The sequence below is a fragment of the Rhodopseudomonas palustris genome (genome assembly GCF_003031265.1).
GTDB classification, from domain to species: Bacteria; Pseudomonadota; Alphaproteobacteria; order Rhizobiales; family Xanthobacteraceae; genus Rhodopseudomonas; species Rhodopseudomonas palustris_H.
In genome coordinates, this window is record NZ_CP019966.1 from 3,428,266 (window position 1) to 3,441,202 (window position 12,937).

Sequence of the window (12,937 nt, forward strand, 5' to 3'; positions counted from 1 at the left end):
TCAGGTCCACTTAACGCTGCGGAACCGGGGGAAGCTGGCAGTCGGCTTGTGGCATAAGCAAGGCGGCGCGCTGTGCGATCAATTCGCGGCGGGCGACGACGGCGCATCGAAGCCGATGGTGAAGAACGCGCCCTGACCGCGAATGCTGCGCGCTTCAAAGCTGACGTTGCGGGCATTCTCCTTCAGCGTCTGCAGGATCAGCGAACCAAGCTTGCGCGGCGATGGCCAGCTCTGCCCCTCGGGAAGGCCGACGCCATCGTCCGACACGATGATCCTGACGCGGCCCTGGTCCGTCTCGCAGATCACCTTGATCCGTCCGCCGTCGCGACCGACGAAGGCGTACTTCAATGCGTTGGTCAGCATCTCGTTGACCAGTAGCCCGGCCGGCATCGCGATGTTCACCGACAGCGGGCAATAGCCAGCATTGACCTCGCAGTTGACGTCCGAGCTGGCGTTCGCGCGGATCACCGCGTTAGCGATGTCCGACAGATACTGGCCGAGGTCGATCTGTCCGCCATCGGCATGCGGGCTTTCGTCCGACAGCACCCGGTAGAGCGCGGTCAGCGCTTCGATCCGGCTGGCGAGCCGCGCCAGCGCCACGGTCTCGCCTTCCGCAGCCGACCGCGCTTCGAGGCGGACCAGCGCGGTGATCAATTGCAGATTGTTTTTCACCCGATGCTGCAGCTCGCGCATCAGGGTATCGCGTTCACGGATCTGGACTTCGAACCGCTCGATCTGCGCCCGCTCGCGGCTGCCGACGTCGACCAGCGCAACGATCCGATAGCTCTCGACGCCGTCGTCGCTCTCGATCACCGCCGCATAGGCCTGAACGATCAGCAGCCGATCGGACGGCGCAACTTTCCGGAACACGCCGAGGAAATCTTCGCCATCGCGGATCGCGGCACCGAGCAGGCGGCCGCTGTCATCCTGGTCGGCGAAGCCATCGAGGCACGACCAGCCCTGGCCGCAGGCATCCGGCTTTGAAAGCGAGGTCAGCGCCTCGAACGCCTGGTTGATATAGACCACCTGCTGATCCGCGCCGCAGCCGCGCGACACCGCGATCGCCACCGGGACATTGTCCAGCAGATGCTTGTAGCGGTCGCTCTCGATCGCCGCGGCCAGCTTTGGCGATCCGAGGATCTGATCGACACCTTGCGGTGGACCTTGGACGTCGTCAGCGCTCATGCAACACCCTGCCCCGGCCAACAATGGCCAACGGCGCCAGCAAACGCAACGTCAAACCCGTGCGGACGATCGGCCTCAGGCCCACCACTTGGCCGGCGTGAACCGACCGGCGGACTGCTCGATCACCTCGCCGAGCGAGAACAAGGTGTCCTCGTCGAACGGCCGGCCGATCAGCTGCAGCCCGAGCGGCAGACCTTGCGAGTCGCTGCCCGCCGGAACGGCAATGCCCGGCAGGCCGGCCATGTTCACCGTCACGGTGAAGATGTCGTTCAGATACATCTCGACCGGATCAGCGCCGCCCTTCTCGCCGATGCCGAATGCCGCCGACGGCGTCGCCGGGGTCAGGATCGCCGAGACGCCCTGATCGAAGCACTGCTCGAAGTCGCGCTTGATCAGCGTGCGGACCTTCTGGGCTCGCAGATAGTAAGCGTCGTAATAGCCGGCCGACAGCACGTAGGTGCCGATCATGATGCGGCGCTTCACCTCGGCGCCGAAGCCGGCAGCGCGGGTGTTCTCGTACATCTCGATGATGTTGCGGCCATTGACGCGCGCGCCGTAGCGGACGCCGTCATAGCGCGCGAGGTTCGACGAGGCCTCCGCCGGCGCCACGATATAATAGGCCGGTAGCGCGTATTTGGTGTGCGGCAGCGACACCTCGACGAGTTCAGCGCCCGCGGCCTTCAGCCACTCGGCGCCCTGGCTCCACAGTTTCTCGATCTCGGCCGGCATGCCGTCGAGCCGATACTCCTTCGGGATGCCGATCTTCATGCCCTTCACCGAGCCGCCGACCGCGGCCTCGTAATTGGGCACAGGCCGATCGACCGAGGTGGTGTCCTTCGGATCATGACCGGCCATCGAGCGCAGCAGGATCGCGCTGTCGCGCACCGTGCGCGCGATCGGGCCGGCCTGGTCCAGTGAGGACGCGAACGCGACGATACCCCAGCGCGAGCAGCGGCCATAGGTCGGCTTGATGCCGACCGTGCCGGTGAACGCGGCCGGCTGCCGGATCGAGCCGCCGGTGTCAGTCGCGGTGGCGCCGAGGCACAAGCCGGCCGCAACGGCGGCCGCCGAGCCGCCGGACGAACCACCCGGCACCAGCTTGGCGTCGGAGCCGGCACGGCGCCATGGATTGATCACGGGGCCGAAGCAAGAGGTCTCGTTCGACGAGCCCATCGCGAACTCGTCGTTGTTGAGCTTGCCGAGCAGCACCGCGCCGTCACGCCACAGCTGCGTCGTCACCGTCGACTCGTAGGTCGGCTTGAAGTCGCCGAGGATCTTGGAACACGCGGTGGTGCGTTCGCCCTTGGTGGCGAACAGATCCTTGATGCCAAGCGGGAGGCCCGCCAGCGGCCCGCCCTCGCCCTTGGCGATCTGCGCGTCCGCGGCCTTCGCCATTTGCCGCGCCTGGTCCGGCGTCTCCAGCACATAGGCATTGAGCACGCGCGCGGCTTCGATCGCCGCGAGGTGGGCATCGGTGAGCTCGACCGCGGTGAAGGATTTGTTTGCGAGGCCATCGCGGGCCTCGGCCAGCGTCAGCGAAGTCAGGTTGGTCATGGTTCAGGGCACGCCTGGATAAAAGCCGGCGACAGGCCGGTCACGGGCGCCGCGGATCGTGCGGCTCTGTTGCTGCGCTGGCTAGCACAGCGCCTCCGGGAAATGAAGCGATTGCACCGATTTGCCCGCCAGTTACAGTCGGACCATTGACGACAAGATTATTGTAGTTACATAATTCAATGGCGATCACGTTTGATCCGGCAAAGCGGGACGTCACCCTGCGGGAACGCGGGATCGACTTCGCCATCGATGCAGCGAAGGTGTTTGCCGGAGACTCGGCCACTTTCGACAGCGAACAGAAAGGGCATGGCGAGCTACGGCAGATCACCGCAGGATGGCTGAATGGACGACCTGTGATGATGGTCTGGACTGCTCGCGGAGAAGACCAACACATCATTTCGATGAGGTACTGCCATGCCGGAGAAGCGCAAAAGCTCCGCCAGCGATTCAAGCAGACGTAAGCCTTGGATCGACCCCGACGATGCACCGGAATTGACCGATGAAATGCTTGATCGTGCGGAGTATCGGATCGACGGCAAGGTCGTTCGTCGGGGCCGGCCGCCGCTGGGGGCGCAGCCGAAAAGCTCGGTGACGCTGCGGCTGGACGCCGACGTCCTGGACGCTTATCGCGCCCTGGGTCGCGGCTGGCAGTCGCAGATCAACGCCGACCTGCGCCGAGTGCGGAAGCTGAAGAAGGCCTGAGGCCTACTTATTGACCGGGCTGCAGAAGAACGGCGACAGCGTCTTGTCGTTCTCGGGCGCATCGCGGCGAGCCTTATCGGCGGCCTGCAACTGGTCGAGCACCGCATCCATCGCCTTATCGGCATCGACGACCTTGCCCTGCCGGCCCATCGCGTCGAGGTAGTCCAGATAGGCTTGGTAGGCCTTCTCGTCGTCGCACAGCAGGCACATCGGCGTGTCCTTTATTCGACCACCTTCGGCACCAGGAAGAAGTGATCCTCGGTCGACGGGGCATTCGCCACCACCTGATCGGCGATTTCGCCGTCGTTGACCACGTCGGCGCGCTTCTTCATCTGCATCGGCGTCACCGAGGTCATCGGCTCGACGCCATCGACATCGACCTCCGAGAGCTGCTCGACGAAGGCCAGCATCGCGTTGAGCTCGCCCTGCAGATGCGGCACCTCGTCGTCGGTCACGGCGATCCGCGCCAGATGCGCGATGCGGCGGACAGTGGCGGCGTCGACCGACATAATATAGGGCCTTTCTGCGAGATATCGACCTGCGCCGTATAGCAGAGCCGGGTTTCGCGTCGCAACCTCGGTGCGCCGACCGCCCTGCCTCAGCCGGCGAGCTGGCTGAGCCGCGCCAGCGCGGCGGCGGCCAGCGCGCGGGTGAGTTCGGCCGCCGGCATGTCGCGGCCGAGCCGGACCGCCTGCCCGGCCCACAGATTGGTGAAGTCGGTTTGCCCCTGCTTCTCCGCTTCCGCCTTCAGCGGGCCTAAGGCCGAGGCCGCGTGCGGGAACGCCGGCGCGTCCGGCGACACCGGCCCGACCTCGCGCATCAAGCGATTGGCAACGCCGCGAGCCGGCCGCCCGGTCATCACATTGGTGATCACGGTCGCTTCGTCGGTGCCCTGTGCGAGCTGGGCCCGCACCAGCGCGCTGGTCCGGGATTCCGGGCAGCGCAGATACGCGGTGCCGATCTGCACGCCGGCCGAACCGAGCGCGAACGCCGCCGCGATGCCGCGACCGTCGGCGATGCCGCCCGCCGCGATCACCGGCACCCGAACCGCATCGACCACCTGCGGCAGCAGCGCGAACAATCCCGGCTGCTGCGCAATGTCGTCGGTCATGAACATGCCGCGATGGCCGCCGGCCTCAGCACCCTGCACGATCACCGCGTCGACGCCGTGCTCTTCCAGCCAGATAGCCTCGCGCACGATCGTCGCCGATGCGATCACCTTGGCACCGGTCGCCTTGACGCGGTCGAGTAGTGCAGCCTCAGGCAGACCGAAATGAAAGCTGACGACTTCGGGCTTCAGCTCCTCGACCAACGTACACATCGCCGCATCGAACGGCGCCCGGCTCGCCGCCGGCGCCGGCATCGCCGGATCGAGCCCGAGCTCTGTGAAGTACGGCGTCAATCGCTTGCGCCAGACCTGTTCGCGCGCAGCATCCGGCGTCACCACCTGATGGCAGAAGAAGTTCAGATTGATCGGCGCCGAAATCTGTTCCCGGAAAGTACCGACCTGCTCGCGCGCTTTATCCGGCGACAGCATCGCGCACGGCAGCGAGGCCAGCGCACCGCTGCGGGCCGCGGCGATAGCGAGTTCCGCATCCATCGCACCCGCCATCGGGGCGAGCAGAATCGGACATTCGATAGCGAACAGGTCGAGGAGACGGCGATCCGGCCACATGATCAGGCTCTCGCGATTGTAGGGGGAAGCGGCGCAGCCTCGTTGCCCGCCGAGGCCCTTTTACACGCCGCCTCGTGGCTCCGCTATGGCGCCCCGCCCTCCTCACGACGAACCAATGGATGTTTTGGCAAGTCGACCGCGCGTGCTATGCGGGCGTCATGCCTGCCCTGATCCTTCCTCTGATCGAAGCCGCCGCGCATTGGCCGGCCCGCGGTGGCCTGCTCGGCCTCGACCTCGGCACCAAGACAATCGGCGTCGCCGCGTCCGATCCGGACCGCAAGCTCGCCACCGGCGTCGAGACCATCGCCCGCAAGGCGTTCACCGCCGATGCCGCCCGGCTGCTGGCGCTGGCGGCCGAACGCACCGCCTGCGGCTTCGTGCTCGGCCTGCCCCTCAACATGGACGGCAGCGAGGGCCCGCGCGCGCAGTCGACCCGCGCCTTCGCGCGCAGTCTCGCTCGGCTCACCGAACTGCCGATCGGGCTGTGGGACGAGCGACTGTCGACCGCCGCGGTCGAGCGCGAGCTGATTGCCAACGATGTCAGCCGGGCGAAACGGGCCAAGGTCATTGACGAGCACGCGGCGATCTTCATCCTGCAGGGCGCGCTCGACCGGCTCGCGGCGCTACGCCGGGCCGAGTGAGCAGGTAACAGGATCGATGCGATGAATTGCGTGTGCGGCTCGGGAAAAACTTACGACGACTGCTGCGGTCCCCTGCTCGCCCGCACCCGGCCTGCGGCATCGCCGGAAGCGCTGATGCGGTCGCGCTATGCAGCTTACGCGCTGAAGGATTTCGACTACATCGTCGAGACCACCGATCCGGAACGGCGCGATCTGTTCGATCACGACGTCAACCGCGCCTGGATGGAGGAGTCCGACTTCCTCGAATTGCGGGTGCTCGGCAGCAGCGAGAAAGGCAGCCGCGGCACCGTCGAGTTCGTCGCCCGTTTCCGCCGCGGCGGCGGCCCCGAGCAAAGCCATCACGAACGCTCGCAATTTCGCAAAGCCCGCGGCCGCTGGTACTTCTCGGAAGGCGAAGCGGTCGGTTGAATGAGTGTCTAGCTCCCGTCATCGCGAGGAGCGAAGCGACGAAGCGATCCAGAAACTCATTGCACTAAGCCTCTGGATTGCTTCGCTTCGCTCGCAATGACGGGACTGACGCACCCGCCTCACATCTCCGGCAGCACGCGCCCCAGCAGACCCTTCGCAATCTCGGTCGGAATGTCAGCGGCGCCGTAGAGCGTTGCTGGCTCCGCCACCAAACGAGTCCGCGCGAACAGTTCGGCATGCGGCGGGTGAATTTCGTTGAGCGCGGCAGCCGCAGCAAGCTTCGCCAGCATCTCGACCGCGAGCCGCGCGGTGCGCTCGTTGTCGACCTGCAGCAGCGCCCGGGCGATCAGGCCGGCCGCCGCCGGTCCGCCGGTGAGCGCCGACGTATCTTGGATCAGCGCCTGTAGCACTTCGGTGCCGGCATCGCTCTCGCGCGACATCGCCCGCAGCACGTCGAGGCACATTACGTTGCCCGAGCCTTCCCAGATCGCATTGACCGGCGCCTCGCGATAGTGCCGCGCCAGGATGCCGTCCTCGACGTAGCCATTGCCGCCGAGGCACTCCATCGCTTCATACACGAACGGCGGCGCCGACTTGCAGATCCAGTATTTCACCGCCGGTGTCAGCAGCCGCATATAGGCGGCTTCGAGCGGATCGTTCGGTGCCTCGTCGAACGCGCGGCACAACCGCATCACCAGCGCCACCGAAGCCTCGACCTGCAGCGCCATGTCGGCGAGAACTGATATCATCAGCGAGTGGTCGGCAAGCCGCTTCTGAAACACGGTACGATGCCGGGTGTGATGCAGCGCATGAGCGAGCGACGATCGCATCAGGCCGGCGGACGCAGTCGCACAATCCTGCCGCGTCAGCTGCACCATCTGGATGATAGTGCGGATGCCACGGCCGAGCTCGCCGACCGGCAGCGCGTAGGCGCCGGTGAACTCAACCTCCGACGATGCGTTGGAGCGGTTGCCGAGCTTGTCCTTCAGCCGCTGAAAACGGATCTCGTTGACCGAACCATCAGGCTGAAACCGCGGCATGAAGAAACAGCTCAGTCCCTCGTCGGCCTGCGCCAGCACCAGGAAGGCGTCGCACATCGGCGCCGACATGAACCATTTGTGGCCGACGATGCGGTACGCATCGCCATCGCGGAACGCGCGCGTCGCATTGGTGCGCACATCGGTGCCGCCCTGCTTCTCGGTCATGCCCATGCCGATGCTCATGCCGCGCTTGGCGGTCCATGGCGCGAAGCTTGGATCGTATTGACGGGTGCCGAGCACCGGCATCACCTGCGCCAGCAGGTCCGGCTGCGAGCCGAGCGCCGCGACCGACGCGCGTGTCATCGTCACAGGACAGAGGTGGCCGGTCTCGACCTGAGCGGCCATGTAGAACTTCGCGGCGCGCACCACTTCTGACGCATTGCCGGCGGGCTTGCCGTGTGCGTCCCAGGTCGAGTTATGCAGGCCGGCCTTGAAGCTCTCCGCCATCAGCTCGTGATAGGACGGATGGAATTCGACCTGATCGCGGCGCACGCCCTTGGCGTCGAAGGTCTTCAGCTTCGGGGTGTATTCGTTGGCGAGACGGCCGCGTTCGGCCATCTCGGTGGTGCCCCACGCCTTGCCGAAGGCTTCGAGCTCGATATGAGCGTTAGCCCCCTGATTGAAAGTGACCGCCTCGAGCAGCGGCCGGTCGGCGCCCAACAGGTCGAGGTCCGGAAGCGGCGGCGACTGGTTGAACACCTCGTGGGTGGCGAAGGAAGGCTGCGTCATGGCGGTCCTGGAACGATGCGGATTCGCGCGCATGTTACGCAGAAAACCGCCCCGAGGACACGGCGGATCGCCGCGCCCTCACTTCATTCGTTCACGCGCCGCCTTGAAGCCGGTGACGAACCGCGCCAGCGTATGGGAAGTCGCGCCGCGCGGCAGCATCACTTCGATCAGTGAGAATACCCCGCGCCGCTCGACCGCGCGCTGCAGCGCCGCGGCGAGTTCGGCGCGCGTCGTGACCCGCTCGCCGAAGCCGCCGATCGAATGCGCGATATCGGCGAAATGCCAGTCGTCGAGGTCGTTGAACTTCGATTCCGGCTGGAACACCCGTAGCATTTCCCAGCTGCAATTGTTGAACAGCACCACGATCGGATCGAGGCCGTAGCGCTTGCAGTTGCCAAGCTCCCAGCCGGTCATCTGGAACGCACCGTCGCCGACCAGCACCAGCGGCCGCAGGCCGGTCGCGGCAACGCCGATACCAGCGGGCACGCCGAACCCCATGCCCGCGTAGTATCCCGGGGCCGCCAGCGCGGTATTGTCGATCTCCATGGCGGTGAACAGGCAATCGCCGATATCGGCGGTCATCGGCATCTTGCCGTGGCGGTCAAACAGATCGTTGATCGCGGTGGCGATGTCCGATGGCGCGATCGGCGATGCGTCGAGGGTCAGCCCCCGGGGATAGGACATCCCCTTCCCGACATTGCGCGGCCGCGGCGGATGCTGCGAGGCGTGGGCGTCGAGACCGGCGATCAGGTCAGCCAGCGGAAGATCGCGATAGACGTGGTGGCCGATCTGCACCTCGCGTCCGGTCGCCAGCACGGTGCGGCGCGGATCGGTCATATTCGAGGACAGCGCGAAATTGGTGTCCGACAGGATGACGCCGAACATCAGCACCAGGTCGGCGCTCTCGACCAGGGCCGACAAGTCCGGATCGCCGGCGGCGCCAAGATAGGTGCCGGCCACGACGTCGTCGGCACCCTCCAGCAGGCCGCGGCCCATGAATGTCGTCACCACCGGGAGGCCGAGCTTGCGGGCCAGCGCGGCGACTTGCTGCTCGACGCCGTAGCGGCGGATTTCGACGTCCACCACCATCACCGGCGACTTCGCCTTGGCGATCCGATCCAGGATTTCTTGCGCGCATTCGTCCCGCGCTCCGGCGTCGGCTTCGCGCCGCGGCAGCTTCGGCACCGGGTCGACCTTGGCGTCGACCATGTCGCGCGGAAACTCGATGTACACCGGCAGCGACAATTCGAGTGCGCTCCGCAGCACCCGCGCGATCTCGGCCGGCGCGGTCGCCGGATCGCTCAGCACGGCCTGATCGCAGGTGACTTCCTTGAATACCGCAAGTTGGGAATCGACGGTGCGGACCTGGTGATGCAGCAGATAACCGCTCGTGCGTTCGCGCGCGCCGGGCGCACCGGCGATCACCACCACCGGCGAGCGCTCCGCATAGGCGCCGGCGATCGAGTTGACGAGGTTGAACGCGCCGGCCCCGTAGGTCACCACCGCGACGCCGATGCTGCCGCGATAGCGCGACGCCGCATCGGCCGCAAAGCCGACCGCCGGCTCGTGGCTCATCGTGAAATACGGCAGCGTGCCGCTTTCCTCGATCACCTTGAAAAACGGCAGCACGAAATCGCCGGGGATGCCGAAGATCTCCCGGGCACCGTGATCCTTGAGGGCGTCGAGCAGCGCGGTCGCAAGCGTCGGCATGGGAGCTCCTGACTGGGCACGGAAAGCGCCGGACCGCTTTACCAGAGCTTCCGACTTTCGACCAACCGCACGCCAGTGTGACACGCTGCAAGGCCGAAATGCCGGCTGTTCCACAACGCCGGGGGATTATTCCGCGCGGCGCCCCGTTGGCGCTTGCCCGGCTTTCCAACTCTCCCTATAGCTCTTGCTTTAATGACCCCCGCCCCAAAATCGACTTTCGTCCTCGGTCACCGGCATCTGCTGGGAATCGAAGGGCTTTCCGCCGCCGACATTTCCGGCCTGCTCGACCTCTCCGAGGAGTATGTCGAGCTCAACCGGCAGGTCGACAAAAAGCGCACCAGTTTGCGCGGCCGCACCCAGGTCAATCTGTTCTTCGAGGCCTCGACCCGGACGCAGTCGTCGTTCGAGATCGCCGGCAAGCGCCTCGGCGCCGACGTGATGAACATGAGCGTGTCATCATCGTCGATGCGCAAGGGCGAGACCCTGATGGACACCGCGGTGACGCTGAACGCGATGCACCCGGACATCCTGGTGGTCCGGCATCACGCCTCAGGCGCCGTGGAACTGCTGGCCCGCAAGGTCGACGGCTCGGTGATCAACGCTGGCGACGGCGCCCATGAGCATCCGACCCAGGCGCTGCTCGACGCGCTGACGATCCGCCGCAACAAGGGCCGACTCGAAGGGCTGGTGGTGGCGATCTGCGGTGACGTGATGCATTCGCGCGTCGCCCGCTCCAACATTCTGCTGCTGAACACCATGGGCGCCCGCGTCCGCGTCGTTGCGCCTTCCACGCTGCTGCCCGCGGGCATCGAACGGATGGGCGTCGAGGTGGCGCGCGACATGCGCGAAGGGCTCGACGGCGCCGACATCGTGATGATGCTGCGGCTGCAGCGCGAGCGCATGAACGGCTCGTTCGTGCCCTCCTCGGCCGAGTACTTCAACTATTTCGGGCTCGACCAGAAGAAGCTGTCCTACGCCAAGCCGGACGCGCTGGTGATGCACCCGGGCCCGATGAACCGCGGCGTCGAGATCGACTCGATCGTCGCCGACGGCGCCCAGTCGGTGATCCGCGAACAAGTTGAAATGGGCGTGGCGGTGCGTATGGCGGTGCTCGAAGCGCTCGCCCGCAACCTGCCGAACGCCTGATGCCGGAACGGGAAACAACATGCTGACCGATCGCCGCCCGATCCTGCTCGCCAACGCACGCCTGATCGACCCCTCACGCGACTTCGACGGCATCGGCGACGTGCTGATCGCCGACGGCGTGATCCGCGATGCCCGTCGCGGCATCGGTGCTGCCGGCGTTCCTGAGGGCACCGACATCATCAACTGCGCCGGCATGGTGGTCGCGCCCGGTCTGGTCGACATGCGCGCCTTCGTCGGCGAACCCGGCGCGAGCCACCGCGAGACCTTCGCATCCGCCAGCCAGGCCGCAGCCGCCGGCGGCATCACCACCATCGTCTGCCAGCCCAACACCAACCCGGTGATCGACAATTCGGCGACGGTCGACTTCGTGATGCGCCGCGCCCGCGACACCGCGATCGTCAACATCCATCCGATGGCGGCCGTCACCAAGGGTCTGGCCGGCGCGGAGATGACAGAGATCGGTCTGCTGAAGGCCGCCGGCGCGGTGGCGTTCAGCGACGGTGACCTCAGCATCACCAACGCGCAGGTGATGCGCCGCGCGCTGACCTACGCGCGCGATTTCGATGCGCTGATCGTGCACCACACCGAGGACCCCGACCTGGTCGGCGAAGGCGTGATGAACGAGGGGGAGTTTGCCACCCGGCTCGGCCTCGCCGGCATCCCCAACGCCGCCGAGACGGTGATGCTCGAGCGCGACATTCGCCTAGTGATGCTGACCGGCGGCCGCTACCACGCCGCGTCGCTGAGCTGCATCGAGTCGCTGGAGATCCTGCAGCGCGCCCGCGACCTTGGCCTGCCGGTGTCGGCGTCGGTTTCGATCAACCACGTTGCGCTGAACGAGAACGACATCGGGCCGTATCGTACCTTCCTCAAGCTGGCGCCGCCGCTGCGCACCGAAGCCGACCGCAAGGCGCTGATCGCGGCGATCGCCTCCGGGCTGATCGACGTGGTGATGTCGGATCACAATCCGCAGGACGTCGAGGTCAAGCGGCTGCCGTTCGCCGAAGCCGCCGACGGCGCGATCGGGCTGGAGACGATGCTGCCGGCCGGGTTGCGGCTGGTGCACGCCGGCGAACTGGACTTCCTGAGCCTGATCCGCGCGATGTCGACCCGTCCGGCCGAACTGCTCGGCCTGCCCGGCGGCACGCTGCGCTCCGGTGCGCCCGCCGACCTGATCGTGATCGATCCCGACGTGCCGTGGCTGGTCGATCCGGACGAATTGAAATCGAAGTGCAAGAATACGCCGTTCGACGAAGCGCGGTTCTCCGGCCGGGTGACCCGCACCATCGTCGGCGGCCGCACCGTCTATGAGCATGTGTGAGATTTGAAGGCTGGTTGAGTCAGCCGCTTGAACTAGGCCTTTCGATCCGTCATTGCGAGCGCAGCGAAGCAATCCAGAAATACCGAGCACAGAAATGGATTGCTTCGTCGCTTCGCTCCTCGCAATGACCGGGAGCGTCTGACTTTATTGCCGCGCTAGAGTGTTTGGAGAGTTGTGATGATCGGGATCTACATCGCCGCGCTGGTGATTGGTTATCTGTTCGGCTCGATCCCGTTCGGCCTGATCCTCACCAAGATCGCCGGCACCCAGGATCTGCGCTCGATCGGCTCCGGCAATATCGGCGCCACAAACGTGCTGCGAACCGGCCGCAAGGGCCTCGCCGCCGCGACCCTGCTGCTCGATGCGCTGAAGGGCACCGCCGCCGTCATCCTCGCCGCCTATCTCGCCTCCGGCACCGATGCGATCGCCGCCAACGCCGCGATGCTGGCGGCGCTCGGCGCCTTCCTCGGCCATCTGTTTCCGGTGTGGCTGAAGTTCAAAGGCGGCAAAGGCGTCGCCGTCTATATCGGCGTACTGATCGGACTGTTCTGGCCGGCTGCGGTGGTGTTCTGCATCATGTGGCTAGCGACGGCCTTCACCTCCCGCTACTCGTCACTGTCGGCGCTGGTGGCGAGCTTCGTCACCCCGATCTTCCTGTGGTGGTTCGGCCACGACGCCCTCGCCTCGCTGTTCGCCGTGCTGACGCTGCTGCTGTTCTGGATGCACCGTGAAAACATCATGCGGCTGCAGGCCGGCACCGAGAGCAAGATCGGCCAGAAGAAGTAAGCGTCGCTCTTGTTCCGAAGGCGCCCGATCGCGCTGAGCG

Annotated in this window: 14 protein-coding genes; 7 read left to right on the forward strand and 7 right to left on the reverse strand. The window is 66.1% G+C overall.

Annotated elements, in window-relative coordinates; translation table 11 throughout:
- Nucleotides 1-78: 78 nt before the first annotated feature.
- Both RPPS3_RS15985 and gatA read right to left on the reverse strand, forming a co-directional pair.
- Complete coding sequence (locus tag RPPS3_RS15985) at nucleotides 79-1,185, reverse strand: sensor histidine kinase (protein WP_107344967.1); 1,107 nt, start codon at nucleotides 1,183-1,185, stop codon at nucleotides 79-81.
- A gap of 75 nt (nucleotides 1,186-1,260) precedes the next feature.
- Nucleotides 1,261-2,739 (reverse strand): Asp-tRNA(Asn)/Glu-tRNA(Gln) amidotransferase subunit GatA, encoded by a 1,479-nt coding sequence (gatA, locus tag RPPS3_RS15990; RefSeq protein ID WP_107344968.1) that lies wholly within the window; start codon nucleotides 2,737-2,739, stop codon nucleotides 1,261-1,263.
- A gap of 179 nt (nucleotides 2,740-2,918) precedes the next feature.
- Between gatA and RPPS3_RS15995 the strand changes: the two genes are divergently transcribed.
- Nucleotides 2,919-3,200 carry a BrnT family toxin gene (locus RPPS3_RS15995; RefSeq protein WP_107344969.1) on the forward strand — a complete coding sequence of 94 codons (282 nt, stop codon included), beginning with the start codon at nucleotides 2,919-2,921 and terminating at the stop codon, nucleotides 3,198-3,200.
- Entirely contained in the window at nucleotides 3,154-3,441 is a 288-nt protein-coding gene (locus RPPS3_RS16000) for a BrnA antitoxin family protein (RefSeq protein WP_107344970.1), read from the forward strand. The genes RPPS3_RS15995 and RPPS3_RS16000 overlap by 47 nt, the downstream gene beginning before the upstream one ends.
- A 3-nt stretch (nucleotides 3,442-3,444) precedes the next feature.
- Here RPPS3_RS16000 and RPPS3_RS16005 read toward each other — a convergent pair whose 3' ends face one another.
- The 3 genes from RPPS3_RS16005 to RPPS3_RS16015 all read right to left on the reverse strand — a co-directional run bounded on the left by RPPS3_RS16005 (nucleotide 3,445) and on the right by RPPS3_RS16015 (nucleotide 5,116).
- Entirely contained in the window at nucleotides 3,445-3,651 is a 207-nt protein-coding gene (locus tag RPPS3_RS16005) for a hypothetical protein (protein ID WP_107344971.1), read from the reverse strand.
- Between the two features lie 11 nt (nucleotides 3,652-3,662).
- The gene (gatC, locus tag RPPS3_RS16010) at nucleotides 3,663-3,950 is read right to left on the reverse strand and encodes an Asp-tRNA(Asn)/Glu-tRNA(Gln) amidotransferase subunit GatC (RefSeq protein WP_107344972.1); all 288 of its coding nucleotides are present in this window, start codon (nucleotides 3,948-3,950) and stop codon (nucleotides 3,663-3,665) included.
- An 89-nt stretch (nucleotides 3,951-4,039) separates the two neighbouring features.
- Complete coding sequence (locus tag RPPS3_RS16015) at nucleotides 4,040-5,116, reverse strand: NAD(P)H-dependent flavin oxidoreductase (RefSeq protein WP_107344973.1); 1,077 nt, start codon at nucleotides 5,114-5,116, stop codon at nucleotides 4,040-4,042.
- Nucleotides 5,117-5,274: 158 nt separating this feature from the next.
- On the opposite strand from RPPS3_RS16015, the gene ruvX reads away from it, so the two are divergent.
- Entirely contained in the window at nucleotides 5,275-5,757 is a 483-nt protein-coding gene (gene ruvX, locus RPPS3_RS16020; RefSeq protein ID WP_107346638.1) for a Holliday junction resolvase RuvX, read from the forward strand.
- A gap of 21 nt (nucleotides 5,758-5,778) precedes the next feature.
- Nucleotides 5,779-6,165: a YchJ family protein gene (locus RPPS3_RS16025; RefSeq protein ID WP_107344974.1), complete on the forward strand. Its 387-nt coding sequence runs from the start codon at nucleotides 5,779-5,781 to the stop codon at nucleotides 6,163-6,165.
- Nucleotides 6,166-6,284: 119 nt separating this feature from the next.
- Here the strand turns inward: RPPS3_RS16025 and RPPS3_RS16030 are convergent, their stop codons facing one another.
- Together RPPS3_RS16030 and ipdC are read right to left on the reverse strand one after the other, a co-directional pair.
- Nucleotides 6,285-7,934 carry an acyl-CoA dehydrogenase family protein gene (locus RPPS3_RS16030; RefSeq protein WP_107344975.1) on the reverse strand — a complete coding sequence of 550 codons (1,650 nt, stop codon included), beginning with the start codon at nucleotides 7,932-7,934 and terminating at the stop codon, nucleotides 6,285-6,287.
- 78 nt (nucleotides 7,935-8,012) lie between these two features.
- The gene (ipdC, locus tag RPPS3_RS16035) at nucleotides 8,013-9,644 is read right to left on the reverse strand and encodes an indolepyruvate/phenylpyruvate decarboxylase (RefSeq protein WP_107344976.1); all 1,632 of its coding nucleotides are present in this window, start codon (nucleotides 9,642-9,644) and stop codon (nucleotides 8,013-8,015) included.
- Nucleotides 9,645-9,836: 192 nt separating this feature from the next.
- Between ipdC and RPPS3_RS16040 the strand changes: the two genes are divergently transcribed.
- From RPPS3_RS16040 to plsY, 3 genes are all read left to right on the forward strand, one after another.
- Nucleotides 9,837-10,790 (forward strand): aspartate carbamoyltransferase catalytic subunit, encoded by a 954-nt coding sequence (locus RPPS3_RS16040; RefSeq protein WP_011158662.1) that lies wholly within the window; start codon nucleotides 9,837-9,839, stop codon nucleotides 10,788-10,790.
- 19 nt (nucleotides 10,791-10,809) lie between these two features.
- The gene (locus tag RPPS3_RS16045; RefSeq protein WP_107344977.1) at nucleotides 10,810-12,111 is read left to right on the forward strand and encodes a dihydroorotase; all 1,302 of its coding nucleotides are present in this window, start codon (nucleotides 10,810-10,812) and stop codon (nucleotides 12,109-12,111) included.
- Nucleotides 12,112-12,285: 174 nt separating this feature from the next.
- Nucleotides 12,286-12,897, forward strand: coding sequence for a glycerol-3-phosphate 1-O-acyltransferase PlsY (gene plsY, locus RPPS3_RS16050; RefSeq protein ID WP_199852146.1), 612 nt, complete (start codon nucleotides 12,286-12,288; stop codon nucleotides 12,895-12,897).
- Nucleotides 12,898-12,937: the final 40 nt, after the last annotated feature.